The organism is Streptomyces sp. NPDC058646, assembly GCF_042716875.1.
In the GTDB taxonomy this organism is placed as follows: domain Bacteria; phylum Actinomycetota; class Actinomycetes; order Streptomycetales; family Streptomycetaceae; genus Streptomyces.
The window spans coordinates 44,914-69,530 of sequence record NZ_JBHXRK010000014.1 but is presented as its reverse complement, the minus strand read 5'-3'; the positions used below and the strand labels follow the sequence as shown (position 1 = coordinate 69,530).

Below are 24,617 nucleotides of genomic sequence, written 5' to 3'. Positions count from 1 at the left end.
CTTCCCCGTCGCTCAGACGGCGACGAAGGACAGGGTCAGGTACTTGAGCTGGTGGCCCTCGTACTCGAAGTGGCGGTCGATCTCGAGACGTCCGGTGAACCGCAGGCCGCCCGCCTCGTAGAGCTCCACGACCAGTTCCTCGGTGAGCCACCAGTTCAGACGGCCGTCCGGGAGGGCGTGCGGGGTGATCCTTCCGTCCGGGGAGAGGAACACGCTCACGACCCAGGCGCCGCCGGGGCGGAGCATCTTGCGGCCGTGCTCCACCCAGGCCGGCCAGTCCTCGCGGCGCTGGTGGTGCAGGCAGCCGTTGTCGACGAGCAGGTCCAGGCCGTCCGCGTGGAAGCCCAGGAAGTCGCCCTGGTGGAAGCGGATCGTGCCGTGCGCGACCTCCGGGGTGTCCCACACGTCGAGCAGGTCGAGGCCGGTGACGTCGGCCTCCAGCCATTCGGCGAGGGAGGCCGTCTGCAGACCGCGGCCGCAGCCGATGTCCAGGACGCGGGTGGGTCCCGCGTCCGGTTCCTCCTGGTCGGTGGGGGCGGCGGCGATCGCGAAGTGCGTGACGCGGTCGTTGGTGGTCGTACCGGACCAGGAGTCGCGGTTGTCCTTGTACCACTGCTGGAAGGAGTTGCGGACGATCTCGCGGTAGCCGCAGTAGTTGCGCGCCGCCGCCTCGCCGGCCGCGGCGCCCCCGGTGGCGGCCGGTGCGTCCGTGCCGGGGTGGGCCGGATCGTTCCGGCCGGTGTTCTCAGTGTGCTGTGGCATGCTCCCACTCCTCGATCGTTCCGCGGCCTGCGACGACCGCGACGGCATTGCGCCCTGGGGGGCCTTGATCGACTTCCGCGGAGGCACTCAGCCATGCGCCCGCGCCGCTGCCGGAGACGGCGATGCCGTGTTCCCGGCGCAGGTGGCGCATGGCGTGCAGAGCCTGCGGATAGGCGATGTCGGTGTAGCTGATCCGCCCTTCGGGGAAGGCGGAGAGCAGCGGTTGGCGGATTCCGAGTCCGAGTCCTCCCGTGCCGTTCATCCGGGGGGTCGGGCTCGGCGCGCGCTCGTCGCCGTAGACGGCCTCGGCGGGGAAGACCGCGAGGGCGCGGCAGTGCGGCCAGGCCGCGGTGAGGGCCATCGCGGTACCGGCCAGGCTGCCGCCGGTACCGACGGCGGCAGCCAGGGCGACCGGCTCCACGCCGTACCCGGAGAGCCGGCCGACGATCTCGGTGCCGGTGTGCTCGCGGTGCATGGCGGCGGCCTCGGCCGCGCAGTGCTGGAGCAGCAGCCGCCGGTCCTCGCGTTCGGCGACGCGGACGGCCTCGTCCATGGAGCCGAGGAAGCCGGTGCCCGGACGGCCGTGGGAGACCTGGGCGCCCTGGCGGAGCAGGGCGGACACGAGCCGTTGCGGTGCGCCGTGCGGGACCACCAGGTGGATGTCCAGCCCGAGCAGGCCGCAGAGGTCGGCCAGGGCGACGGCGAGGCTGCCGCCCGAGTACTCGGCGAGCCGCACCTCGGGCGTGCCGGCGCGGGCCACGGCCGCGCACAGGAGGGCGTACGCGGTACGGGACTTGACCGTGCCGGAGGCGTTGGCGGCCTCCGTCTTCAGCCATACCCGGCCGCGGCCGGCCAGGCTGGGGACCGGTACCAGCGGGGTGTCGCCGATGGTGGGGCGGACGGCGGCGAGCCGGGGCAGCAGCCGGTGGGCCTCGGCCTCCAGCGGAGCGAAGGCGGCGGTCAGGTCGGACAGGGCCGGGGCCCGGGCGGCCAGGACGCGGCGGATGTCCTCGAAGCCCGCGCCGGCCGCCGTCCGGGCCGGGGCGGCGGCCGTCATGCGGGGCGCTCGCTGGTGGCCAGGCGGAAGCCGACGGGGTAGAGGGGGCCCGGGAAGGCGCCGTGACGGCGCCGGGTGCGGGTGAGGTCGCCGAAGCGGGAGAAGGACCCGCCGCGGGCGACGCGGTAGGTGCCCATCGTCTCGACCAGGTGGTCGGCGACGTAGGGGCCGCCCGGGTAGGGCGCGTAGTCGTCGGCGGTGAACTCCTCGACGTTGCCGCCCATGTCGTGGGCGCCGTACGGGGAGCGGCCGGCCGGGAAGGCGCCGACCGGGGTCGTGGTGTGCACCTCGGACTCACGGGTGTTGGCCGCGGCCGGGTCGAAGGCGCCCGGCCAGGGGTAGGGGAGGCCGTCGGGGCCCTTCGCGGCGTGCTCCCACTCGGCTTCCGTGGGCAGCCGCCACGGGTGGCCGGTGCGGGTGGTCAGCCAGGCCGCGTAGGCGTCGGCGTGCTCGGGACGGACACCGGCGACCGGGTGGTTGGAGCGGTCCCAGGGGTAGGCGCCGAGATACCAGGTGGTGGGGCGTTCCTCCAGGCCGGTGTCGGCCAGGAACTCGCGGTACTCGCCGTTGGTCACGGGGTAGGTGGCGATCCAGAAGTCGGCGAGCTCGACGCCGTGCTCGGGGCACTCCTTGCGGATCCACCCCTCCTCGACGCCCACGTGCGCCCAGGCGGCCGTGACGTACCCGGACTCGCCGTCGGGGAGGCCGATGCGGACCGGGCCGCCGGGGACGAAGGAGGCCGCGGGATTCTGCCCGGCACCGGGGGAGGGGATGCGGGGGTCGCCGACGAGGCCGAGGACCGCGCCGGCGGCGAGCCGCTCGGCCAGCGGCAGTTCGGGGTTCTCGACGGCGGCGGCCAGCCGTTCGGGGTCGGTGCCGGGCAGGCCCGCCGGGTGGATCCGTACGGGGGCGGCGAGGTCGGCGTACTCCTTGAAGTGCGGGGAGAGGGCGACGTCTTCGAGCTTCATGCTGCGGTCTCCTGGAGCCGGGGCAGGTGGTGACCGCCGATCTCGGCCTTGGCGGCGAGGTAGCGGGCGTTCTCGGAGGTGACGTACACGCCCGTGGGCAGGACCTCGGTGATCTCGATGCCGTGTTCGCGCAACTCCCGGACCTTGTCGGGGTTGTTGGTGAGCAGACGGATCCGGGTGAGGCCCAGGGCGCGGAGCATGGCGGCCGCGGCCCCGTACTCGCGCTCGTCGTCGCCGCGGCCGATCATGCGGTTGGCGGCGAAGGTGTCGTAGTCCTGCTGCTGGAGGACGTACGTGTCGAGCTTGTTGTACAGGCCGATGCCGCGGCCCTCCTGGCGCAGGTACAGGACGGCGCCGCCCTGGTCGGCGATGGACTGCAGGGCCTCGTCGAGCTGCGGGCCGCAGTCGCAGCGGGCCGAGCCGAGGACGTCCCCGGTCAGGCACTCGCTGTGCAGGCGCACCAGGGGCGCTTCGGCGCCGGCCGGCCGCGCGTCGGTGGTGGTGACCGCGGCGGGCGGGGCGGGTACGACGACGGCGAAGTGCTCGCCGGGGTCGGGCAGGCCGTGGAAGGTGACGAGGTCGGCGCTGCGGTCCCGTACGCGGGAGAGCGTGACGGGGACGCGGGCCCGGACCGTCGCCGGGGCCGTTCCCGGCGGGCCCGGCGGTGTGCCGGGCGGTGTGTACGTCGGTGTGTCGGACGGGTTCGTCATGCTGCCACCTGCTTCCGGCCCGCGGACCGCGCGATGTCGTCGATGTGGAGGATGTGCTCGATGAAGGCGACCCCGCCGGGCTGTGCGCCGACGAGGGCGATCCGGCCGTCCCAGCCCGCGACGGCGACGCGGCCGTCGGCGAGCGGGAGCATGCACGACAGGCCCTGGCCGAACTCGGCGAGGACCCGGCCGGAGGCGAGGGTTCCCGCCGAGTCCGCCCAGTCGACCTGCCAGGTGTAGAGGTTGAAGTCGTAGGAGCCGGCCAGCACGGTGGGCCGGCCGGGGTCCCCGAGGAGGGCCACGCACTTCACGGACTCGTCGGAGCCCAGCAGGGTCTGGACCTGCCCAGAGCTCCAGCTGCCGTCCTCGGTGCGGGTGATCCGCCCGACCTTGACGGTGTGGTCGCGGGAGGCGCTGGCGGCGACGGAGCCGCGCAGTCCTGCCACGGCGTTGACGAGGTTGCCGTGCTCCCACAGCCGGGTGCGTCCGTGCAGGGCGCCCGCTTCGACGGTGCGGTCGGTGGCCGCGGACAGGAAGCCGCCGCCGGGGAGCGGGGCGAGGGACTTCACCGACCCGCCGTGCGCCTCGATGCGTTCCTGGAGGAGGAGCGTGCGCGGGTCCAGGACGAGGAACTCGCCGTTGTAGGTGCCCGCGACGACGCGGCCGCCGTCGACGGTGAGGGAGGGGATCGGCGCGCCGAGCCGCTCGCTCACCAGGCGGGTGCCGTCGTAGCGGACGACCTGGCCCGAGTAGGTGCCGGCGTAGATCGTGTCGCCGTCGGTGGCCAGGGACAGGATCGGGCCCTCGGTGAGCTCGATCGCGGTGACCTCGGGGTGGGCGGTGTCCGCACCGCGGACGGCGAAGACGGTGCCGCTGTCGCCGCCGACGAGGAGCTCGTCCCCGCGGGCCGCGAGGGCGTTGGGGCCGTGGGTGGCGCGGTCGGGCCCGGACAGCTCACGGGCGTCCGCCATGTCGTACAGGTGCGGGGCGTTGCGGAAGGATCCGGCGGCGACCAGGCCGTGGGCGGCCGACACCGAGCGCGGCCACACGCGGAGGTCGGCGACGGTGTGCAGCCGCTCGCCGGACCGGCTGAACCAGTGCAGGGAGCCGTCGTAGGCACCGACGACGAACGCCGAGTCGTCCTCGGCCCAGTCGACGGCACGGGCGGCGGAGGTGGAGACCTCGACGGTCAGGACGTGGTCCAGCTCGCGCGTCAGCAGGTCGACGGAGCCGTCGTCACGGGCCACGGCGAGCAGGTCGCCGGCCCGGGACCAGGCGCACCCCTCGATCGAGGACTCGTAGTGGCGCTTGCGGGGCGCGGAGGCGCCCTCGGAACCGGCGGTCGCGGAGGTGTCGGTGACGGCGACGAGGCCGTCCTCGCCGACGGTGGCGGCGAGGCCCTCGGCGCTGACGGAGACCATCATGCAGTGCGCCTCGTGCGAGCCGACCTCGGTGACGAACGTGCCGTCGAGGGCCGACCAGAGGGTGGCGCGACCGTCCTCGGAGACGCAGATCAGACGCTCGCCGTCGGGCAGCCAGGCCACGGAGTTGATGTCGTCGGTGTGCCGGGCGAGGACGTTGACCAGAGTGGCCCGGCCGCTGCGGGGGATGCGCCAGATGCCGACCGTCTTGTCGGCCGAGGCCGTGGCGAGCAGGGTCGGATCGGCCGGGTTCCAGGCAGAGGAGTTGACGAGGCGGCGATGGCGGAGGGTGGCCGTCTCGAGGGGGCGCCCGGGGTCGGACGCGTCCCAGACGATCGCCGTCCCGTCGTAGGAGCAGGTGGCCAGGCGGGAGCCGTCCGGACTGAAGGCCACGTGGGTGATCGGGGCCGAGTGTCCGGTGCCGGATTTCGGAATATCGATGGTCAGCACGCTGTCTCTGTCCTTTTCCTCGGCTGCCTCTGCAGTTCTCTGCAGCACAAGGTAAGAGGAGCAGGTCAGGACGGACAACGGCCCTCGCATTAATGTGGGAGGTTATCGCACCTGATGGATCCTGATATTTATTCTTGACTTATGTCCCCAGTTCAGCAGGGGTGTGGGCGGGATCGGACCGGTATCGGGGCGGGAATGGAACAGGAATGGAACAGGAATGGAACAGGAAGAGGTGATGGAGTGCTTCGGAGTTTGCCTTCCCTGCTTGCCCCGCGCCCCCATGGCCTCGATGCTTCGACAGAACAAGAGGAGCCAGGGGGCTGAGCGAATGCATGTTGTATTGCTGGAGACGGCATCCATCAGAGGTTTTGACATCGTCGCCGAAATGGCTGACGAAGGAATCGAGGTCAGCTTCGTCACGGAACGCCTGGACGCGTACCGCGGCAAGCCCGGCTTCGAGTTGATCGCACGGGCCGCGCGCGTCGTGGAGGTGCCGGAGCTGGCAGGCTGCCAGGACCTCGCCGCGAAGCTGCACGACAGGCTCGGCCCCCACCGCCCCGACGGCATCATCTGCCGTGACGAGGTGCACCTCCACAGCGCCGCACTGTTCGCCCGCGACCTGGGTCTGCCCCACGAATCGCTGGAGGCGGCGCGGCTGCTCGGTGACAAGGGAGCCGTCCGGGAACGCCTCGGGAAGGCCGGTATCGGCTCCCTGCGCTGGCGCCGGGCCGTCACCGAGGAGGAAGGGCTGGCGGCCGTCGAGGAGATCGGCCTGCCCTGCGTCGTCAAGCCGACGGCCGGCGGCTGGTCGGTGGGCGTCACCGTGGCCTGGACCCGCGAGGACGCGGCCCGTGCGCTGGCCGAGGTGCTCGGCGTACCGCTGGGGCCCGGCGGGGAGCCGCCCGTCGCCCTGGTGGAGGAGTACGCGGTCGGACGCCACGTCAGTGCCGAACTGCTGGTGCAGGACGGCCGCACCGTCGTGCTCGGGTTCGCGGAGCGGCTGCCCGCACCGTCCGGGACCACCGCCGAGCTGGGCGGGCACTTCCCGGCCCGCTTCGAAGGGCTGGGCGCCGCCCGGCGGTTCGTCCTCGACGCGGTCGAGGCGCTGGGCATCCGCGCGAGCGCGCTCCACGTCGAACTGCTGATGACCCCCACCGGCCCGGAGCTGATCGAGGTCAACGGCCGGATCGCCGGGCACGTGGTGACCCGCCAGATGTCCCTGGCGCTGGGCCGCTCCATCGCCCGGGACCTGGTGGCGCTGGCCACCGGGGCCCCGGTCGCGGACGAGGCGCCGCCGGTGGCCACGGTCGCCCTGCACACCCTGTGGAGCCGGACGGGCGGGATCGTCCGGGGCGCCGCGCCGACGCCGGCCGAGCTGCCGGCCGGAGTGGTCGACTGCCAGGTCGGCGTCGTGGCCGGCGACCGGGTGCCGGCGCTGGCCACCAACCACGACCGGTTCGGGTACGTGATGGTGACGGGCGCGGACGCCGAGCAGGCGGCCGCGGCCGCTGCGCAGGCGGCCGAGCGGGTGCGGGAGTCCCTGCGCCTCGAACCCCTCGACGGCGCCTCCGCCTCCGATGTCGGTCCCGGTGCCGGACCGGCCCGCGGCGAGCACCTCGTGCTCCTGCTGGGCGGCGACGACCCGGTCGAGCGGATCGTGACCGCGGCCGGTGCGGTGACCGCACGGCTGACGGTCCTGCGGCGCGACGAACTGACCTTCGACGAGGCCCGGAACGCGTTCGGCCGGGCGCACGCCCGGCATCCGGTGGCCGGGGTGCTGTCCTGGTCGGACGGGTACGAGGCCGAGGCGCGGATCCTGCGCCGCCTCGCCGGAGCCGGAGCCGACGGCGCCGGCGGTACCGGCCGTTCCGCCGAGGGAGCCGCGACCGCGGACCCGGTCCGCGGACCGGCCCGGCAGGCGGAGCCGGGCGCGCTGCACGAACTGCACGAGCCGGGGGAGTGGCGGGAGCCGGACGGGCTGGAGGAGCCGGCCTTCGTCAGCGACCCCGTGCACACCGTCCTGGCCGTCGCCGCCGGGCAGCGGGTCGACGTGCTCGCCGTCGTGGACGAGAGCGGCGACCAGGGCCCCGGCGACGAGGGCACCGAGCGGCGGATGACCGCCGGCGCGGTCCCCGGGCAGCTCGCCGCCCGGGCCGTGCGGGCGGTCGTGGCCGCCGGGATCGAAGGGCCCGCGCGGGTCGTCTTCGGGGGCGGCGGACAGCAACCGCTGGTCCTGGCCGGCTTCGACGAGCCGGCGCTCGACCTCTACGACGCCGTCCACCGGCGGAGCCTGGTGACGGCGGCCGCGGAGAGCGCGCTGGGCCGCCCCGTCCGCCCCGCCCTGCCCGACGCCGGGCGCACCGCCGTCCAGCGGATCCTGCCCAGCGGTACGGGCCGCTTCCGCATCGTGGCCGCGACCGTCGCCGAGGACCTGTACGACTGGCCCGAACTGGCCCGCGCCCACACGCCGCTCGGCCGCAGCGGCACGCACACCGGCCCCGCCCCGCGGCTGCGGTACACCGTGGCCGCGGGGGGCGCCGTACGCGCGGAGCAGGCGGCCGACCGGATCGAGCGCTCCCTGGTGTGGCGCACCGAGCCGGCCGACCGTACGCACGTCCTGCTGCTGGACCGGATCGGCCCCTCGGTGTGGACGCGGGACGACGGATCACCCCTGCTGGACCCGGACCGCTTCCGGGTCAGCATGCTCGGCTCCGCGGCTCGCGACGAGGGCGCCGCCACCGACTTCGCGGCGCGGGCGGACGTGTTCGACGCGGAAGCGGTACGGGTCCTCGCGGGCGCGGTGAACGCGCTGCACCCGGTGGACCGGGTGGCGACCGTCTCCGAGCGGTTGCAGGAACCGGCCGCCGAGCTGCGGAAGATGTTCGGCGCGGCCGGCGACGACCCGGCCACGGCGCGGAAGTTCGTCGACAAGGCGGTCATGAAGCGCATCGCCCGGCGGGCGGGCATCCGCACGGCCGAAGGCCACCTCGTCCATACCCCCGAGGACGTGGTGGACCTCTTCGGCCGGCACGGCCGGGTCGTCGTCAAGCCGCGCGCCGGATCCGGCTCCTTCGGGGTGTCCGTCCTGCGGGACGCCGCCCAGGTCGAGCGGTGGCTCCGGGAGGAGTTCCAGCCCGGCACGCACCTGTGCGAGGGGTTCGTGGACGGGGACATGTGCCACATCGACGCCGTGCTGTACGAGGGCGATGTCGTGTGGGACGTGTCCCGCTACAGGACGGACACCCTGGCGGTCTCCCGCGCCGAACCGCTGTCCTCGGTCACGGTCGCCGACCCGGTCCTGCGGGCCGCGGCGCACGAGCTGCTCGGCCAGGTCGTCGACGCCTGGCAGGTCAGGACGGGGGTGCTCCACCTGGAGGCGTTCGTCGCCGAGGGCGGTCTCACCTTCTGCGAGGTCGCGGCCCGGCCCGGCGGCGCGGGCATCTCCGAGGCGTTCCGCGCCACCACGGGCATCGACCTCGACCACGCCAAGATCTGCACGGACGCGGGAGCGGACCCGAGGGCCGGGCGCCGTGCACCGGTCGGTGCGTACGCGGGCTGGACGGTGCACTACACGCAGGGCGGCAGGCTGCTCGACTTCGACGACTCGGCGGTGGCGGAGGACGCCTACTTCCGGGGGGTCGCCTACCGCATCGGCGACGTGGTCCCCGCACAGCGGTTCTCGGGTTCGGGCGTCAGCACGCACGTCTTCACCCACGACTCGCACGCCGAGGTCGAGCGGCTCGTCGCCCGCGCCGAGAGCGAGGTGCGGCTGGTCCTGGACCCCGGGCCGCAGCCGCCGAGCGGGCCCGGAGCCGCGGGGGCCGTGCGGTGATCCTCGGCATCCTCGGCAGCCCGGCCCCGGACTCGGTCTCGCGCCGGGTCCTGGAGCTGGCCGCAAACCGCATCCGGGCGGAGGGGACGGCGTACGAACTCCTGGACCTCAGCCGGGAGTTCACCGCCCGCCACCGGCTTGCCGACTACGAGGACCCGCCGCCCGGCAGCCAGACCGCCGCGCTGCGGGCCCTCATCGCCCGGTCCGGCGGGGTCGTCCTGGCGACGCCCGTCTACCACGGCTCGTACAGCGGCCTGCTCAAGAACGCGCTGGACCACCTCGCCGGCGACGCCCTCGCCGACCGGCCCGCCGCCCTGATCGCCGCGGGCGGCGGCCCGCGCGGGGCGGGGACGGCCTGCGACCAGATGCGGTCGGTGGTGCGGGCGCTCAGCGGCTGGGCCGTCCCCACCCACATCGCGGCCACCGGCGGGGACTTCGCACCGGGGGAGCCGCTGGAGGGGCTTCACGAGCGGTTGGACGACATGGTCGCCGAACTGCTCTCCTTCCGCTCCGCCCGGCGGCCCCACCGGCCGTCCGTACGCGGTCACGGGCCCGCCCGCCCCCTCCACGCACCCTGCCCGCCGCCCGCCTTCATCAGCATCTGACCCCCGCGTCAGCGAAAGGACCAGCCATGACGACCCCCGCACCCCACCTCCTGCTGATCTCGGGCATCGGCGGCCACGCCCCCGAGGACGCACTGGACTCCCTCGCCCGCCTCAGCACCGCGGTCTCCGTCCTCCACCTCTCGGCCTGGGGCGACCCGGAGCCGGTCCGGGCCGACTGGGCCCGGCGCGGACTGGACGGGGAGTTCCTGACCGCGCCGGACCTGGACGAGGCGGTCACCGTGGGCCTCGCCCTGCACGAGCGGCACGCGCTGTCCGGGGTCGTCACCTACTCCGAGCTGCTGCTGCGCCCGCAGGCCGAGCTCGCCGAGCGGCTCGGGCTCCCGGGGAACACCCTGGCCGCGGTGACCGTCGCACAGTCCAAGTCCCTGCAGCGGCAGGTCTTCGCCGACCAGGGCGTGCCGTCGCCGCGGTTCGCCGTCGTGCGCGAGGAGCGGGACCTGGCCGCCGCGGCCCGCGAGATCGGCCTGCCGGCCGTCTTCAAGCCGTCGCTGGGCGCGGGCAGCCAGAGCGTGCGCCTCGTCACCACCTACGAGGAGCTCCTGGAGGCCTACCGCGACGGCAGGGCCACGGTCTCGGCCTTCCTCCAGGAGGAGGACGTCTTCCTGCTGGAGGAGCGCCTGGAGCTGGAGGCCGACGGCGACACCGGCTGGGCCGCGTACTGCAGCGTGGAATCGCTGCTGGCCGCCGGCGAACGGCACCACCTGGTCGTCTCCGACCGGCTGCCGCTGACGCACGGATACGCCGAAGAGGGCGTGTCGATGCCCTCCCGGCTCGACGCCGGGGCCCAGGCCGCCGCCGTCGACTGTGCGGACCAGGCGATCAGAGCCATCGGGCTGACCACCGGGGCCGTGCACACCGAGATCGCGCTGACCCCGCAGGGGCCGCGCGTGATCGAGGTCAACGCCCGGGCGGGCGGACCGATGCCGGTCATGTTCGAAGTGGGCGCGGACTACGACTACGCCGGACAGATCGCCCGCAGCGCACTGGGGCTCCCACCCGACACCGCGCCGGAGTTCAGCAGGGTCGCACTGCTGCGGATGCTGCCCATCCCGGCGGGCGAGTGGCTGGTGACGGCGCAGACACCGACGGAGGAGGTCCTCGCCGACTTCCCCGAACTGGCCTACGTCGCACCCCGGTTCCGGCCCGGCGGGCAGGTGAGCCGCAACCGCACCCTGCACCTGGCCACCTTCCTGCTCGGTGCGCCGACGCCGGGTGAGGCCCGCGCGCTCGCCGACCGCGTGGAGCGGGCCCTCGGCATCGAACTCGAGGAGGCCGGCGCGCCGCCGGTCCCTGCGCGGGCCGCCTGAAGCGGCCCCGCGATCCCCTTCGCTCACATGATGGGACCGCCCTGATGAAGAAACGCTTCTATGCCACCGGGCTCTCCGACGCCGTCGGACTCGGCATGTACCTGTCCCTGTCCGTCCTCTTCTTCGACAAAGCGGTGGAACTGCCCAACGCGCAGATCGGCCTGGTCCTCAGCGTCGCCGGCATCACGTCGCTCCTGGGCGCCATGCCCATCGCGCGGGCCGCCGAACGCTTCGGCACCCGCACCGTCCTCACCGTCCTCTTCCTCGCGCGGGCGGCGGCCTTCCTCGCGCTGTCCGTGTCCCACTCCTTCGTCGCCGCCCTGCTCGCCTCCGCCGTGGCTGGCGTCCTGAGCCGCGGCATCAGCCCGCTCATCGAGTCCGAACTCATCGCCCAGGCCACCGGCAAGGAGGCGGTCGGAGCCCTCGCCCGGCTGAGGTCGCTGCGCAACGCGGGCATGGCGGCGGGGGCCCTGCCCTCCGGGGCGGCCATCGCCATCGGCGAGCCCTGGGCCTACCGGGGGGTGATGGTGCTCTCCGCCGTCCTGTTCGTCGGCTGCGCCCTGATCTCCCGCACCTTCGGCGACAGCGGGCACACGGCCGGGTCCGCCGAGGGCGGGCCTTCGCGCGTCAGCGTCCTGAAGGACCGGGTCTTCCTGCGGATCACCGCCCTGTACGGGGCCCTGACCATGTCGGCGCTCGTGCTCGGGCTCGGCGTCCCGCTGTGGGTGGTCCAGCAGACCCAGGCCCCCGCCTGGACGGTCACCCTGATCCAGGTCCTCAACACCGCCCTCGTCGTCGTGCTCCAGGTCCGGGTGAGCCGGGGCTCCGAGAACCTCGGGACGGCCCGCCGGATGATGAGGCGCGGCGGGCTGCTGTCGGCGCTGGCCGCGGTCCTCGTACCGCTGACGGCGTTCGGCGACGCAGGAACGGACCTGGCTCTGGTGGTGGCGGCCGCGCTGCTGTTCTCCCTCGGGGAGCTGTACATCATCTCCGGCACCACCGGTGCCGCTCTGCTGCACATCCCCGAGGGGCGCAAGACCGCCTACCTCGCCGCCTTCAACCTCGGCTTCGCCGTCACCACCGTGGTGGGACCGCCGCTCATCACCGCTTCCGTCGGCTGGGACGTCTGGGGATGGCTGGGCTGGGGCGTCTACTTCACCGTCGTCGGCGCGGTCGCGATGCGCGTACCTGCGCCCCTGCCGGCCGGTGCCGGGCCGCGGCGGCCCGTCGGGTCCGCCGCGTGAGGCGGGCCGGGGAACGGGTGGAGCGAAGCCCGAACACTCCCCTTTGCGCGGCGTACCGTCACCCTCGCACGACACGGCTCAGTCCGTCTGCCGCTGCGGCCGGCCCACGGCCCGACTGCCGGCCGCACCCGCCGCCCGCATGCGGGATGCAGCGTGGTCGGCGCCGATCGAGACGATGTGGGCGGCCGAGGAGAGCGTGAGGTGGCGGTGCCAGGCCTGGAAGGAGCGGCCGGTGAAGTCCCGCAGGCCGACCTGCTCCCCGGTGGCGGCGCTGTCGAAGGCCGTCCGCTTCGAGAGCTTGGCCAGCCGGGTCAGCCCGTCGAGCGACATCGTGGTGAGGTCCGTCAGCCACAGCTCGCTCGGCGGGCCGTTGCGGTCGGTCCACTCGCCCATCAGCAGCCACTGCTGAGGCGAGGAGGCCGCCCGGCGGGCCTGCGGCAGCTCGACGCGGATGCCCGCGACCAGACTCTCGCGGACGACCGGGGCGCCGGAGGACCCGTCCAGCCACTCCACGGGCCGGCGCAGCCCCCGTACGTGCTGGAGCATGTCGGCGACCGGGATGGGGCCCGCGCCGTAGCCGGGCATGGCCGTGTCGGCCACCCGCAGCTGGTCCATCGGGCGGAGCCGGGCGATGACGGGGACACCCGCCGTGTGGAAGCGGCTCAGCACGCTGCTGCTGACGACGTCCCGGGACGGCAGGACCACCGGGCGGGCCTCGGCGCCCCACTCCAGGGCCTCCAGGGCGGAGGCCGCGGCGCACTCTCCCGGCGACTCCTTCTCCACCCAGTCCGGGATGTCGGCGCGGCGCCGCTTCTCCTCGTTCTCCAGCCACGGCGCGGAGAGGTGCAGCCGCCAGTTGACCGGGGCGCTCATCGCCTCGGACGCCATCCACATGCCGAAGGAATGCTGGCCGTGGACGGAGTAGCCCAGTTCCGGGACGAAACGGCGGTCGATGCCCACCGTCTGCTCGCCGGCCTTCTGGATCGGCATGGACTGGACGACCCACGCCCGGGGCCGCACCGTGCGCTCGACGTGGCGGGTGAGGGCGGCGCGCATGGGAGCCCAGTTCCAGGTGGACTCGGTGATGAAGTGGTGCAGGGACTGTTCGGTGCCGGCCCCGCCGACGACCGTCGCCAGGTTGCGGATGGACTTGCGGCCCTCCGCGTACAGCAGACCGCGCAGGTACTGCTCACCGCGTGCGCGCTGGTCGCTGCGGCGCAGCGACGTGAAGAGCTGCGGGCCCAGCTCCGCGATCATGGCCTCGAGTATCTGCTCCCGCGGGTTCCCGGCCACCGCGGGCTGCGTCGGGGCGGCCGGGGCGAGGGGTGCCGGCTGGGCGGGGGGTACCGGCGCCTGGTAGGCGCTGTGCGCGGTGGCCGGCTTGGTACCGGCGTGGTTCGACGCACGGCGCAGTGTCCGTCGTGTGCCATTAAGGCCGAAAGTCTGCATCTCTGCTCCTGAGTCCGAGTCAGGACGCAACCTTCCGAGCTGCCGATACCGCATCGTTCCCGCTTCGCTACCCCTTCGCTAGGTAACGGCATAGGATCCGGAGAATGTGCTTCCCCACCAGGGAGTACTGAGGGGATCAGGGGCAAAGAGGTTCATGGGGGACCCATTGGAAGGCCAGGTGTGCTTCAACATTCTCGGACCACTAGAAGGCTGGACCGCGGGGGCGCGTATCAGACTCGGTGGCCAAATTCATGAGCGGGTTCTAGCCACGCTTCTGCTCGAATCGCGGAGCGTCGTCCCTGTTGCCCGGCTTGTGGAAGCAGTTTGGGACGAAGAACCGCCGGTAACCGCTTCCCATCAGATTCGGAAAGCCGTTGCAGAACTGCGCAGACGGATTCCCGATGGCGGGAAGTTGATCGTCACCGACGGCCCGGGGTACCGGGCCGACGTGGGCGACGGACGGCTTGATCTGAACGAGTTCTCCCGTCATCTGCGGCAGGCCAGGGGGGCCGCCGCCGACGGGCGCACTCCGGAGGCGGTGGCGGAGCTGCGCGCCGCGCTGGCGCTGTGGCGCGGCCCCGTCATGTCCGGAATCGGCGGTTCCGTGGTCGAGGCCGCGGCGGCCGTACTGGAGGAGCGGCGGCTCGGCGCCGCCGAGCAGCTCTTCGGCCTGCGCCTGGACCTGGGGGAGGCCGGCGAGCTGATCGGCGACCTGCGCACCCTCATCGCCCAGCACCCGCTGCGGGAGACCCTGCGCGGTCAGCTGATGCTGGCGCTGTACCGCTCCGGCCGGCAGGCCGACGCGCTCACCGAGTACGCCAAGGTCCGCGAGCTGCTCGTCGAGGAACTCGGCATCGACCCGAGTGCCCAGCTCACCAAGATGTACGAGGACATCCTGCGGGCGTCGCCCGAACTGGCGGGCCCGGCCGTCCCGCAGGCCGCCGCTGCGGCTGCCGCCGTCGAGCCGGCCTCAGAACCGGCGACGGGGCGGGTGCCGGTACCGGCACCCGCCGAGGGCGTGGCGGCCGCTGCCGCCGACGTCGTGGTTCCCGCGCCCGTTGCCCTTCCCGCGCCGGTTCCGGCGGCCAGGGAACAGCGCGGCTCCGCGCCCAGCACCCTGCCGCCGGACCTCGCGGACTTCACCGGACGCGAGCGCGAGCTGGCCGAGGTCCTGGAGGCCTGCCGCCGGGACACGAGCGGCGGCCCGCGGGTCGTCGCCGTCGACGGCATGGGCGGCTGCGGCAAGACCGTGCTCGCCGTCCGCGCCGCGCACCAGCTGGCCGAGCAGTATCCGGAGGGCCAGCTCTACGTCGACCTGCGCGGTTTCAGCCCGGGCGAGGAACCGCAGCGCCCGGCCGTGACCCTGAGCGGGATGCTGCGTGTCCTCGGCGTACCGGCCGACGGGATCCCGGACGAGGAGGCCGCGCTGATCGGGCTGTGGCGGGCCACGGTCTCGGGCCGCCGCCTGCTGTTCCTCTTCGACAACGTTTTCGACGCCGGCCAGGTGCTCCCGCTCCTGCCCCCCTCCGCCGACTGCCTGGTGCTCGTCACCAGCCGGGCCCGGGTGTGCGAACTCGACGGTGCCGCATGGATCTCCCTCGGCGTGATGCCGCCGCAGGAGAGCCAGGTGATGCTCGCCGAACTCCTGGGCAGCGACCGGGTGGCCAAGGAGCCCGAGGCGGCGGCAGAACTCGCCGCGCTGTGCGGGCACCTGCCGCTGGCCCTGCGGCTGGCGGGCGCGCGGCTGCGCAACCGGCCCCGGTGGACCCTGGGTTACCTGACGGAGCGGCTCGAGGACGAGACCCGCCGGCTGGACGAACTGAGCGCGGGCGAACGCAGCGTGGCCGCGACCCTGAGCCTCTCGTACAAGGCGATGGAGGAGAGCCTGCGGGACGCCTTCTGCCTGCTCGGCCTGCATCCCGGGGCGGAGGTCGACGTCTATTCGGCGGCGGCCCTGCTCGACACCCGGCTCCGGGACGCGGAGGACATGCTGGAGGACCTCCTCGACATGCACCTGCTGGTGCAGAAGGAACCGGGGCTCTACTCCTTCCACGATCTGGTGCGTACCTACGCGCTCTCCCTCGGGGACGGGCCGGCCGGACCGGAGGGACGGGCTTCGGGCGGGCGGCTGCTCGGCTACTACGCGATGGCGACCGAGGCCGCGTGCGTGGTGCTGTTCCCGATCCGGTCCAGCATGAAGCCGGCTCCGGGGCCGGAGTACGCGCTGCCACCGGTCGGCCGGGAGGACCGGGCCCTGGAGTGGTTCGACCGGGAGTCCGCGGGCATCCAGGCACTGCTGGCCCGGGACGGGTACGAAGGCTCCCCGGAGCAGGTGTTCGCGCTGGCCCGCAACGCTGCCTTCCATTTGAACTTCCGCAGCCGCTTCACCGAGTTCGAGGCCGTGTGCCGTGCGGGTCTGGCGGCCACCCGCAGCATGGGGGACCCGCAGCTGGTCTGCAGCATGCTCAACAACCTCGGGGTCGCGCGCTGGAAGCTCGGCCGGCTCGCGGAGGCGGTGGAGGCCAGCGAAGAGGCCCTCGAATGGGCCCGGCGGATCGGCGCCGAGGACGTCGAGGTGGTCAGCCTCGGGGTCCTCGGGCTCGTCCACTACGGGCTGGGGAACCTGACGAGTTCCTACGCGTACACCACGGAGGCCGTCAAGGCGCTCGAGGCGCGGGGGGCCGCCATGCCGCAGCAGCGGCTGGAGGACCTGAACACCCTCACCGCGGTGTGCACGGCCCTCGGCCGCCACGACGAGGCCGCAGATGCGGCGCGCCGGGCCATCGGTCTCTGCCGGGACTTCCACCACCCGGACCTGGAAGCCATTGCCCTCACGGGTCTGGCTCTGACGCAGTGCGCGACGGGCGACGCCAAGGAGGCCCGGACCAGTCTGGACCGGGCTCTGGCGTTGAGCTCCTCCTGTTCGACGGAGACGCTCGTGCTGGCGCTCGCCGTCTCGGCGGACGTGTGGGACCTCCTCGGCGAGACGGAATCAGCACTCGATCACGGCACCAAGGCATGGGAGCTGATCACCTCGACCATGTCGCCGCAGCGGCGTTCGCGCGTGGCCAACATCCTGGCGCTGGGGCTCGGCCGCCACGGTCGGCACGAGGAGGCCCTGCACCGGCACGAATGGGCCCTGAGCTGTGCCGAGGGATCCGGATACCGGGTCGAGATGGGCCATGCCCTCGACGGCATGGCGGCTGCCGCCGAGCACCTCGGGCTGGCGGAGGCGGCCGGGTACCGGGACCGGGCCGAAAGGCTCTTCGAGGCGATGGGAGTACCGCCGGGCGGCCGGCGGACCGCCTGAGCGGTGAACCGCGGCCCACGCGGGCAGGAACGGGCGGAGAACGCCGAAACCGCGGGGGGCCCGTCCGGATTCGGACGGGCCCCCCGCGGAGTTTCGGCAGCGGTTCAGCGGCGCGGGCTGGGCGCGGGGACCGGGGCGTGGGGGCCCTTGTCCTCGGCCAGGACGACGTGTCCGGTCGTCGTACCCTCCGCCTGCTCGTTCAGCTCGCCGGTGACACCCAGACCGAGCGCGAGGGCGACCGAGAAGATGCTGATCAGACCAGCGAGCTTGACGCGCATATCTATTTCCCCTTGGTTTTTGTTCGAGTGCCGCTTTCGACAGAACAGAGATTCGCTTGAGGAGTTCCCGGAAGGTTCCCGCCCGGTTCCCGCCCTGTGAGGGCGGTGGGAGCCGCCCGGTATTGGTGGCGGGAACTCGCGGGAACGACCGGAAACGCGTTCTGTCAGCGGAGAGGGGAGTCCGATTACTGGACGATGGAATTCCGGAGTTCGGCTTCGAGCCGTCCGAGATCACGGGCGTGACCATGGGCGACGATGTGCCCGTCGGGCCTGATCAGGTAGTAACCCGGTGCCCGGCACCCGGCCTGCGCTCCCGCGTCGCGGCGGCGCAGCGTCACCTGGCGCAGTCGTGGCCACCGGGCGACGACGTGCCCCAGCTCCTCCTCCCAGTCCCGGCTGCCGTCGGAGACGACCGCCAGGTTCCAGTGGTCCGGGGCGGCTCCCGGGCCGGAGATGCCGTACGCGAGGGCGAGCCGCCGGGGGAAGACGGCGCCGACCTCCAGCGCGCCCGGCAGGGCACGGCGTACGCGGCAGCCGGTCCAGCCCGAGGGCTGCTGGGTGTCGCGGACCGGCGGGTAGGACAGCCTGCGGCCGGCCATCACGGGGGCGTAGAACTCCGAGACGATGCCCGTCCGGTCGAGCAGACGGAACGCCGCGTCGCGCGCGGCGACCGTCACCTTCGCCTTGGCGAGCCAGGCGCGGGTCTGCAGGTCGGTGTCGCGGACGATCTGCCGGGTGACCTCCGAGCGCTCCTCGCCGTAGGAGGCGAGCAGCGAAGCGGGGGATTCCCCGCGGATGACCGCGGCGAGCTTCCAGGCCAGGTTGTGCGCGTCCTGGAGGCCGTTGTTCATGCCCTGGCCGCCGGCCGGGCTGTGGACGTGGGCGGCGTCGCCGGCCAGGAAGACCCGGCCGCGCTGGAACTCGCTGGCGCGCCGGGCGTGCACCCGGAACACCGCCTTCCAGACGGCCTCGTCGATCCGGACCCCGCGCGGGCCGCGCTCGTCGATGATGTCCTGCATCATCTGCGCGTCGACCTCGCCGCTGCCCTGCGGCATCACCGACAGGAACCGGAAGATGCCCCCCGGAATGGGGACGATCACCAGGGCGCCGTTCGCCGACTGGTAGAAGTGGCACTCGTCCGGCGGCAGGTACCCCTCGATGCGGGCATCGACCAGGGCGAACGCCATCTCGTACGTGGACCCCTCGAAGCCGATGCCCAGCTGGCCGCGGACCGCGCTGCCCGCGCCGTCGGCACCGACGACGAAGGGAACGCGGATCCGCTCCAGCCCCTCGGGCGTCTCCAGCACGGCGGTGACCCCGTCGGTGGCCTCGATCCGGCCGGAGAAGTCCACGCCGTCCAGGGCCAGGAGCCGCACACCGCGCTCGATCTTGCCGCCGAGCTCCTGGAAACGCTCGGTGAGCAGCCTCTCGGTGACGTGCTGCGGGAGGGTGCGGCACGCCAGGTCGTCCGAGAATCCGAAGGAGGCCAGGGGTCGCCTTTCGGAGAAGTAGCTCAGTGTGTTGATCCGTACGGACTCCCGCTGCACCGCCTCGCCCAGACCCGTGTCCTCGAGGATGTCGAGGGCACGGGGCCAGACGGACAGGGCCTTGGGCGTCAGCATGGGTTCGGTGGCCCGGTCGATCACCCGGACCCGGATGCCGCGCCGCAGCAGTTCGAGGGCGGTCAGCAGGCCGGTGGGGCCGGCTCCGACCACCAGGACATCCAGGTCGGACGCTCCGGACGCTGACACCGCTTCGTCTTCTCTCGTGGGCCGGCTCCCGCCGGCGATCAGGTCAGCCATGGCCTCTGGCACTCTCTCAGTCGGTACGGACGCCGGTGGTGGTGGAGTTCACCGGCTCGGCGGGCAGCACGTCGAGGCTGATGCCGAAGTGGGTCTTGTACGCCGCGATGACGTCGGCGTCGTCCTCCAGGACGGTCTTGGTGCGCTCGTCGCCGTTCACGACGTTCAGGTGGCGGCCCTTGAGGGTCACGAGGCCGTTCTCGGTCCGGATGGAGCAGAAGAGCGCCTGCAGGAACGAGGAGTCGGGCGCCGTGCGGTACCACCACAGCGAGGGCGCGTAGTCCTCGATGCGGACCGGGGTCTCGACCACCTGGTAGAGCGGGCGGCCGCCGAGCCACAGGTCGATCGTGCCGGCCTGGCCCTCGACGTCCTTGAGCTGGTACTCGCCGTGCGGGTCGCTCTGCACCTCGCGGCTGCCCAGGTCCAGCGGGAGGCGGCTGTTGCGGCCGAAGCCGGTGTCGACGAGGTAGGCGTCGTCCCCGATGGTCACCTTCAGGGCGAGGTGGCCGAGGAAGGGGCCGAGGCCCTCCGGGCGGTGGACGCGGCCCGGCAGGATGTCGACCTGGTAGCCCAGAGCCTCCAGGACGAAGCCGAGCGCGGGGTTGACCTCGTAGCAGCCGCCGCCGCGGCTCTCGCGGCCGACCTTGTCGACGGAACGCTGGTCCATGTGGATCTCGCGTCCCTCGAGGTGGTAGTCGAGGTTCTCGAACGGCACGGAGAGCACGGCGCGTTCGGTGAGGTGGCGCAGGCCCGCGAGGTCCGGGGCCGCGGGCCGGGTGGCGCCGATGCGGTTCAGGTAGGCGTCGACGGTGGCGTCGTCGATCAGGGTTGAGTCCAGCACGGGATCTCCTTGAGGGTGAGGTTTCCCCAGGGGTGGTCGGGGAGGGAGGGGGCCTACCAGCGGACGAGCGAGAGACCGAGGGCCATGCCGCCGCCGAAGCCGGCGAGCAGGACCAGGTCGCCGGCGGTCAGCCGGCCCGATCGCGCCGCGTGGTCGAGGGTGATGGGTACCGAGGCGGAACCCGTGTTGCCGTATTCCTCGTACGTCGCCCAGGTGCGGCCGGGACGGACGCCGAGTTCTGCGGAAAGGTTTTCCAGCATGCGGCCGTTGGCCTGGTGCGGAACGAAGTGGTCGAGGTCCGCCGGGGTGAGGTGCTGTTCCGCGAGGAATGCGCGGATCGCGGGAGGTACGTTGTCGGCCACGAAATCGCGGACCCCGCGGCCGTTCATGGTGAAGTACTGGAGTCCTTCGGCGAGGGTCTCCGGAGTCGTCGGAATGCGGCTGCCACCGCCGGGCACCTCGATGAGGTGCCGGTCGGCCGCGAAACTGGCGAGCCGGTTCGACAGGACCCCGCGTCCCGCTCCGGCGGCCGGGCCGATCACGGCGGCACCCGCCCCGTCGCCGAAGAGGATGGTGGTGCGCCGGTCCTGGGGGTTCAGGATGCGGCTGTAGACGTCGGCGCCGATGACGAGGGCGTAGCCGTCACCGCCCGCGGCGGCCAGCATGCTCTGTGCCGTGGCCAGCGCGAACAGGAAGCCGGTGCACACGCCGTTGACGTCGAAGGCGGCGGTCCCGTGGTCCGCGCCCAGCTCGCCCGCCACGACGGCGGCGGTCGGGGGCTGGGGCTGGTCGGGGGTGGAGGTCGCCACCACGACGAGGGAGAGCTGAGCGGCGCGGATCCCGGCGCTCTCCAGCGCCGCGCGCCCCGCGATCACCGCGAGGTCGGACGTGGCCTCATCGGCTTTCGCCCACCGGCGGTTACGGATTCCTGTCTTTCCGAAGATCCATTCGTGGTCGACTCCGGCCGGCGCCCCGACTTCGTCGTTCGTGACGACATGAGCCGGTACGTACGACCCCGTGCCCAGCACGCCGATTGAAAGAGCATTGCTCGCACTGCGAATTCCCGTCGTGATCATGTGGGCTGACTCCTCGCTGGGTGAAACTAATGGTTCCGGCCCGGGATGAGTTCAGCCAGGCGGGCCACGGGACCTTGTCAGGTTGGGCGGGTGGTACGGGGCGATCCGCTCGGGACCGCCCCGTACCGGTGTCGGGCGCGGGTCAGGCGGCGAGCATCCGGGCGGTCAGCGAGGCCAGTTGCTCCCCGATGATCTGCGGGCCGTTCTGCGTCAGCACCGACTCGGCGTGGAACTGCATCGAGGCGAAGTGCGGGCCGCGCAATGCGTGCACCTCGCCCGTCAGCGGGTCGCGGCTGATGTCCACGAGCCCGACGCCGGGCACGATCGCCGAGTCCACTGCGGAACGCGCGGCGAAGGTGTTGTAGAAGCCGACCCGTTCCCGTCTGCCGAAGAAGTCGATCTCCTTCTGCACGCCCTGGTTCGGTTCGCTGCGCCGCACGAGCTCGAAGCCGAGGGTGGTGGAGAGGACCTGGTGGCTGAGGCAGACGGCCAGGAAGGGCCTGCGCTCGTCCACGAGGGTCCGTACGGCCGACCGCAGGTGATCGATCTTGGGGTGGGCGGTGTCGCGCGGGTCGCCCGGGCCGGGGCCCATCACGACCAGGTCGTGGTCGGCGAACGCGTACGGTTCGTCGAACCGGCGGACGGTGACGTCCAGGCCCAGCGAATGGAGTTGCCGGGCGATCATCGCGGTGAAGGTGTCCTCGGCGTCGACGACCAGGACGCGCCGCCCGGCCAGTGCCGGGTTCACGGCGGCCCGCTCCTTCTCCTCCCCGAGCCAGTAGCCGGCGATGGTCCGGTTGCGCTCCTCCAGTGCCGCACGGACGTGGGGGTGCGAGGCGAACCGGGCCCGGCCGGCCGGCGACTCCAGCGCGGAGAGGATCCCGGCGGCCTTCGCCTTGGTCTCGGCCACCTCCGACCACGGGTCCGAGTGGCGCACGAGGGTGGCGCCGACGCCGATGCCGACCTCGCCGGCGGCGGAGATGTCGGCCGTGCGGATCAGGATGGACGAGTCCAGCGCGTGCCCGCCCTCCTCGTCGCGGCCGATCAGGGCCAGGACGCCGCTGTAGTAGCCGCGGCCCTGGGGCTCGTACGAGGCGATGACGGAGGCCGCGCTCTCCAGCGGGCTGCCGGTCACCGTCGGCGCGAAGAGGGTCTCGCGCAGGATCTCCTCCGGGGCGCGCTCGCTGCGCCCTTCGATGAAGTACTCCGTGTGGGCGAGGCGGGCCATCTCCTTGAGGTACGGGCCGTCCACGCGGGCGCCGCCCTCGCAGATCCGGGCCATCATCTTCAGTTCCTCGTCCACCACCATGTAGAGCTCGTCGACCTCCTTGGCGTCGGCGAGGAAGTCCATCACCTCCGGCAGGGAGGGCCCGGCCGCCGGATAGCGGTAGGTGCCGCTGATGGGGTTCATGACGGCGGCGCCGTGGTGCAGGCTGACGTGCCGTTCGGGGCTCGCGCCGACGAGGGTGCGCTCGCCGGTGTGCACGAGGAAGGTCCAGTACGCGCCGGACTCCCTCTCCAGCAGCCGCCGGAAGAGGGTCAGCGCGTGTCCGGTGGAGTACTCGCGGATGGTCGTGGACCACGAGCGCTTGATGACGAAGTTGGCACCCTTGCCCTCACCGATCTCGTCCGAGATCACCCGGCGCACGGTGTCGGCGTACTCCTCGTCGGAGACGTCGAACCGGCCGCCTTCCAGCTCGATCGGCAGGTCGGGGATGAGGGCGAGCGCCTCGACCAGGGAGACGCGCTCCTGGCCGGTGACGGTCATCGCGACCAGCGGGGTGTCCTCGTCGGGGGCGGCGAACCCACGCTCGGCGATCTGGCGATAGGGGACGAGCGCCAGTACCTCGTGGCGGGCGCCGGCCTCGCCCCGCGCCTCCTGGGCCCGCGGCGGGCGCAGCTGGGCCAGGGTCTCGACGGTGGCGGTGTCGCCGACGACGACCTCGAGGACCCCGGGGCCGGTGGCCTCGGGCCGGAAGAGCAGGGCGAAGGGGGGCGGGTTGGGGCCGAGGACGCGGGCCAGCAGCGGGGAGGTCATCCGGTGACCTCCTTCGCGGTGGTGACGACCGCGCAGCGCTTGGCGGCGTAGTCCACGGCCAGCTTGTGGTCGGCCTCGCTGAAGTCGCCGACGGCGTCCGCGACGAGGAAGGTCTCGATGTCGTGGCTGAAGGCCTCGATGGCGGTGGTCAGCACGCCGACGTGGGCGTACACGCCGCAGATGACGAGCTGGTCGCGGCCCGCCGCCCGCATCCGCTCCAGCAGGTCGGTGTTGAAGAAGGCGCTGTAGCGCCACTTCGTGCACACCCAGTCACCCTCGGCGGGGGCGAGCGGCGGGACGACTTCGCGGTCCTCGGGGCTCGTACGCATCCCGGGACCCCAGATGTCGGCCAGCAGGCCGCGCTGCTCGGGGGTCATGCCGCCGGGCTGGGCGGTGTAGGCGACGGGGGCGCCGGCGGCCGCGAAGTGCTCCCTCAGCAGGACGGCGTTGGCCGTCAGCTGCTCGCGCAGTCCCTCGGGGAACGGCGCGAGGAAGTAGCGCTGCATGTCATGGACGAGCAGCACGGCCCGGTCGGTGTCGAACGTCCACCGGGGCACGGACGGGGGCAGGTCTCCCGCGGTCGGGAGGGGATAGTGCTCGATGGTCGGTATGCCGGCCATGTTGGTCCTCTCGGAGGTGTCGTTCCTCAAAGGGCTGGGGCGATCGGGGGTCACGCGCCGAGCGTGGCCCCGCCGTCGACGGTCAGGACGTGCAGGGTGATGTGGGCCGCGCGGTCCGAGAGCAGGAAGAGCACGGCTTCGGCGATGTCGGAGGTGCGGGCGAGCTTGCCCAGCGGGATGCCGACCTTGTAGGACTCCGGATTGCCGGCGATGGTCTTGGCGGGTCCCTGCTCGTCCTCCCACATGGAGGCGAGCATCGCGGTGTCGGTGGAACCGGGTGCGACGACGTTGCAGCGGATGTTGTAGCGGGCGACTTCCAGGCCCAGGGACTTGGTGAGCATCGTGGCGGCGGCCTTGGAGGCCCCGTAGGCGGCCATCCCGGTCCGCGGGGTGCCGGCCGCGTTGGAGGCGACCGTCACGATGGCTCCGCGGTTGTACGGGACCATCCGGTTCACGGCCGCGCGCGACAGCCGGAAGACGCCGCTGACGTTGACCTCGAAGGTCTGCAGCCAGTCCTCGTCGCTGAAGTCGCGCACCTCGCCCATGCGCAGGATGCCCGCGGTGTTGACGAGGAAGTCCAGCGGACCCAGCTCGGTCTCGACCTGGTCGACGACCGCCTCCACCTGTTCGGTGCTGGTGACATCGGCAGGGTAGGCGCGGGCGTTGAGCCCGTCGGCGGTCAGCTTCTCCACCGCCTCTCGCAGCCGGGTCGCGTCGCGGTCCACGGCTGCGACCGCCGCGCCCTCTTCGGCGAGCCTGCGGGCTACGGCCAGGCCGATACCTCCCGCGGCTCCCGTGACGAGGGCGACCTTGTTGTCCATGTCCC

Annotated in this window: 18 protein-coding genes; 5 read left to right on the top strand and 13 right to left on the bottom strand. The window is 72.9% G+C overall.

What is annotated here, in order from left to right:
• Nucleotides 1–12 precede the first annotated feature (12 nt).
• Genes ACFWUZ_RS18750 through ACFWUZ_RS18730 form a run of 5 tightly spaced genes read right to left on the bottom strand, consistent with a single transcriptional unit; the run spans nt 13 to nt 5,368 of the window.
• The gene (locus tag ACFWUZ_RS18750; RefSeq protein ID WP_384373517.1) at nt 13–762 is read right to left on the bottom strand and encodes a class I SAM-dependent methyltransferase; all 750 of its coding nucleotides are present in this window, start codon (nt 760–762) and stop codon (nt 13–15) included.
• Complete coding sequence (locus tag ACFWUZ_RS18745) at nt 746–1,819, bottom strand: pyridoxal-phosphate dependent enzyme (protein WP_384373514.1); 1,074 nt, start codon at nt 1,817–1,819, stop codon at nt 746–748. Before ACFWUZ_RS18745 ends, ACFWUZ_RS18750 begins: the two co-directional genes overlap by 17 nt.
• On the bottom strand, nt 1,816–2,787 hold the full coding sequence (locus tag ACFWUZ_RS18740) for a formylglycine-generating enzyme family protein (protein WP_384373511.1): 972 nt from the start codon (nt 2,785–2,787) through the stop codon (nt 1,816–1,818). Before ACFWUZ_RS18740 ends, ACFWUZ_RS18745 begins: the two co-directional genes overlap by 4 nt.
• Nucleotides 2,784–3,497: a GTP cyclohydrolase II RibA gene (ribA, locus tag ACFWUZ_RS18735; protein WP_384373508.1), complete on the bottom strand. Its 714-nt coding sequence runs from the start codon at nt 3,495–3,497 to the stop codon at nt 2,784–2,786. The genes ACFWUZ_RS18740 and ribA overlap by 4 nt, the downstream gene beginning before the upstream one ends.
• Nucleotides 3,494–5,368 carry a WD40 repeat domain-containing protein gene (locus tag ACFWUZ_RS18730; protein ID WP_384373505.1) on the bottom strand — a complete coding sequence of 625 codons (1,875 nt, stop codon included), beginning with the start codon at nt 5,366–5,368 and terminating at the stop codon, nt 3,494–3,496. Before ACFWUZ_RS18730 ends, ribA begins: the two co-directional genes overlap by 4 nt.
• 385 nt (nt 5,369–5,753) lie before the next feature.
• On the opposite strand from ACFWUZ_RS18730, the gene ACFWUZ_RS18725 reads away from it, so the two are divergent.
• Genes ACFWUZ_RS18725 through ACFWUZ_RS18710 form a run of 4 tightly spaced genes read left to right on the top strand, consistent with a single transcriptional unit; the run spans nt 5,754 to nt 12,377 of the window.
• Nucleotides 5,754–9,200 carry an acetyl-CoA carboxylase biotin carboxylase subunit family protein gene (locus tag ACFWUZ_RS18725; protein WP_384373502.1) on the top strand — a complete coding sequence of 1,149 codons (3,447 nt, stop codon included), beginning with the start codon at nt 5,754–5,756 and terminating at the stop codon, nt 9,198–9,200.
• Nucleotides 9,197–9,805: an NADPH-dependent FMN reductase gene (locus ACFWUZ_RS18720; RefSeq protein WP_384373499.1), complete on the top strand. Its 609-nt coding sequence runs from the start codon at nt 9,197–9,199 to the stop codon at nt 9,803–9,805. Before ACFWUZ_RS18725 ends, ACFWUZ_RS18720 begins: the two co-directional genes overlap by 4 nt.
• A gap of 26 nt (nt 9,806–9,831) precedes the next feature.
• Nucleotides 9,832–11,133, top strand: a complete 1,302-nt coding sequence (locus tag ACFWUZ_RS18715; protein WP_384373496.1) for an acetyl-CoA carboxylase biotin carboxylase subunit family protein — start codon at nt 9,832–9,834, stop codon at nt 11,131–11,133.
• Nucleotides 11,134–11,177: 44 nt separating this feature from the next.
• A complete protein-coding gene (locus ACFWUZ_RS18710; protein WP_384373493.1) occupies nt 11,178–12,377 on the top strand; it encodes an MFS transporter in 1,200 nt (399 codons plus the stop codon).
• Nucleotides 12,378–12,455: 78 nt separating this feature from the next.
• Here ACFWUZ_RS18710 and ACFWUZ_RS18705 read toward each other — a convergent pair whose 3' ends face one another.
• Nucleotides 12,456–13,634, bottom strand: coding sequence for an IS701 family transposase (locus tag ACFWUZ_RS18705; RefSeq protein ID WP_384373490.1), 1,179 nt, complete (start codon nt 13,632–13,634; stop codon nt 12,456–12,458).
• A 346-nt stretch (nt 13,635–13,980) separates the two neighbouring features.
• Between ACFWUZ_RS18705 and ACFWUZ_RS18700 the strand changes: the two genes are divergently transcribed.
• A complete protein-coding gene (locus tag ACFWUZ_RS18700) occupies nt 13,981–17,136 on the top strand; it encodes a BTAD domain-containing putative transcriptional regulator (RefSeq protein ID WP_384373487.1) in 3,156 nt (1,051 codons plus the stop codon).
• Between the two features lie 104 nt (nt 17,137–17,240).
• Here the strand turns inward: ACFWUZ_RS18700 and ACFWUZ_RS18695 are convergent, their stop codons facing one another.
• The 7 genes from ACFWUZ_RS18695 to ACFWUZ_RS18665 form a co-directional block, all read right to left on the bottom strand.
• Nucleotides 17,241–17,414, bottom strand: a complete 174-nt coding sequence (locus ACFWUZ_RS18695; RefSeq protein ID WP_384373484.1) for a hypothetical protein — start codon at nt 17,412–17,414, stop codon at nt 17,241–17,243.
• A gap of 185 nt (nt 17,415–17,599) precedes the next feature.
• A complete protein-coding gene (locus ACFWUZ_RS18690) occupies nt 17,600–19,165 on the bottom strand; it encodes an FAD-dependent oxidoreductase (protein WP_384373481.1) in 1,566 nt (521 codons plus the stop codon).
• Nucleotides 19,166–19,232: 67 nt separating this feature from the next.
• Nucleotides 19,233–20,057, bottom strand: coding sequence for an arylamine N-acetyltransferase (locus tag ACFWUZ_RS18685; protein ID WP_384373478.1), 825 nt, complete (start codon nt 20,055–20,057; stop codon nt 19,233–19,235).
• Nucleotides 20,058–20,110: 53 nt separating this feature from the next.
• Nucleotides 20,111–21,133 carry a 3-oxoacyl-ACP synthase III family protein gene (locus tag ACFWUZ_RS18680; RefSeq protein WP_384373475.1) on the bottom strand — a complete coding sequence of 341 codons (1,023 nt, stop codon included), beginning with the start codon at nt 21,131–21,133 and terminating at the stop codon, nt 20,111–20,113.
• Nucleotides 21,134–21,275: 142 nt separating this feature from the next.
• On the bottom strand, nt 21,276–23,171 hold the full coding sequence (locus ACFWUZ_RS18675) for an anthranilate synthase family protein (protein ID WP_384373472.1): 1,896 nt from the start codon (nt 23,169–23,171) through the stop codon (nt 21,276–21,278).
• Nucleotides 23,168–23,791 carry an isochorismatase family protein gene (locus ACFWUZ_RS18670; RefSeq protein WP_384373794.1) on the bottom strand — a complete coding sequence of 208 codons (624 nt, stop codon included), beginning with the start codon at nt 23,789–23,791 and terminating at the stop codon, nt 23,168–23,170. Before ACFWUZ_RS18670 ends, ACFWUZ_RS18675 begins: the two co-directional genes overlap by 4 nt.
• Before the next feature lie 50 nt (nt 23,792–23,841).
• On the bottom strand, nt 23,842–24,612 hold the full coding sequence (locus tag ACFWUZ_RS18665) for a 2,3-dihydro-2,3-dihydroxybenzoate dehydrogenase (RefSeq protein ID WP_384373469.1): 771 nt from the start codon (nt 24,610–24,612) through the stop codon (nt 23,842–23,844).
• Between the last annotated feature and the right edge of the window lie 5 nt (nt 24,613–24,617).

Excerpts from the sequence above, each read along its gene's own strand:
- ACFWUZ_RS18750 (WP_384373517.1), bottom strand. The coding sequence starts at position 762 with ATGCCACAGCACACTGAGAACACCGGCCGGAACGATCCGGCCCACCCC.
- ACFWUZ_RS18745 (WP_384373514.1), bottom strand. The coding sequence starts at position 1,819 with ATGACGGCCGCCGCCCCGGCCCGGACGGCGGCCGGCGCGGGCTTCGAG.
- ACFWUZ_RS18740 (WP_384373511.1), bottom strand. The coding sequence starts at position 2,787 with ATGAAGCTCGAAGACGTCGCCCTCTCCCCGCACTTCAAGGAGTACGCC.
- ribA (WP_384373508.1), bottom strand. The coding sequence starts at position 3,497 with ATGACGAACCCGTCCGACACACCGACGTACACACCGCCCGGCACACCG.
- ACFWUZ_RS18725 (WP_384373502.1), top strand. The coding sequence starts at position 5,754 with ATGGCTGACGAAGGAATCGAGGTCAGCTTCGTCACGGAACGCCTGGAC.
- ACFWUZ_RS18715 (WP_384373496.1), top strand. The coding sequence starts at position 9,832 with ATGACGACCCCCGCACCCCACCTCCTGCTGATCTCGGGCATCGGCGGC.
- ACFWUZ_RS18710 (WP_384373493.1), top strand. The coding sequence starts at position 11,178 with ATGAAGAAACGCTTCTATGCCACCGGGCTCTCCGACGCCGTCGGACTC.
- ACFWUZ_RS18705 (WP_384373490.1), bottom strand. The coding sequence starts at position 13,634 with ATGATCGCGGAGCTGGGCCCGCAGCTCTTCACGTCGCTGCGCCGCAGC.
- ACFWUZ_RS18700 (WP_384373487.1), top strand. The coding sequence starts at position 13,981 with ATGGGGGACCCATTGGAAGGCCAGGTGTGCTTCAACATTCTCGGACCA.
- ACFWUZ_RS18695 (WP_384373484.1), bottom strand. The coding sequence starts at position 17,414 with ATGCGCGTCAAGCTCGCTGGTCTGATCAGCATCTTCTCGGTCGCCCTC.
- ACFWUZ_RS18680 (WP_384373475.1), bottom strand. The coding sequence starts at position 21,133 with ATGATCACGACGGGAATTCGCAGTGCGAGCAATGCTCTTTCAATCGGC.
- ACFWUZ_RS18675 (WP_384373472.1), bottom strand. The coding sequence starts at position 23,171 with ATGACCTCCCCGCTGCTGGCCCGCGTCCTCGGCCCCAACCCGCCCCCC.
- ACFWUZ_RS18670 (WP_384373794.1), bottom strand. The coding sequence starts at position 23,791 with ATGGCCGGCATACCGACCATCGAGCACTATCCCCTCCCGACCGCGGGA.
- ACFWUZ_RS18665 (WP_384373469.1), bottom strand. The coding sequence starts at position 24,612 with ATGGACAACAAGGTCGCCCTCGTCACGGGAGCCGCGGGAGGTATCGGC.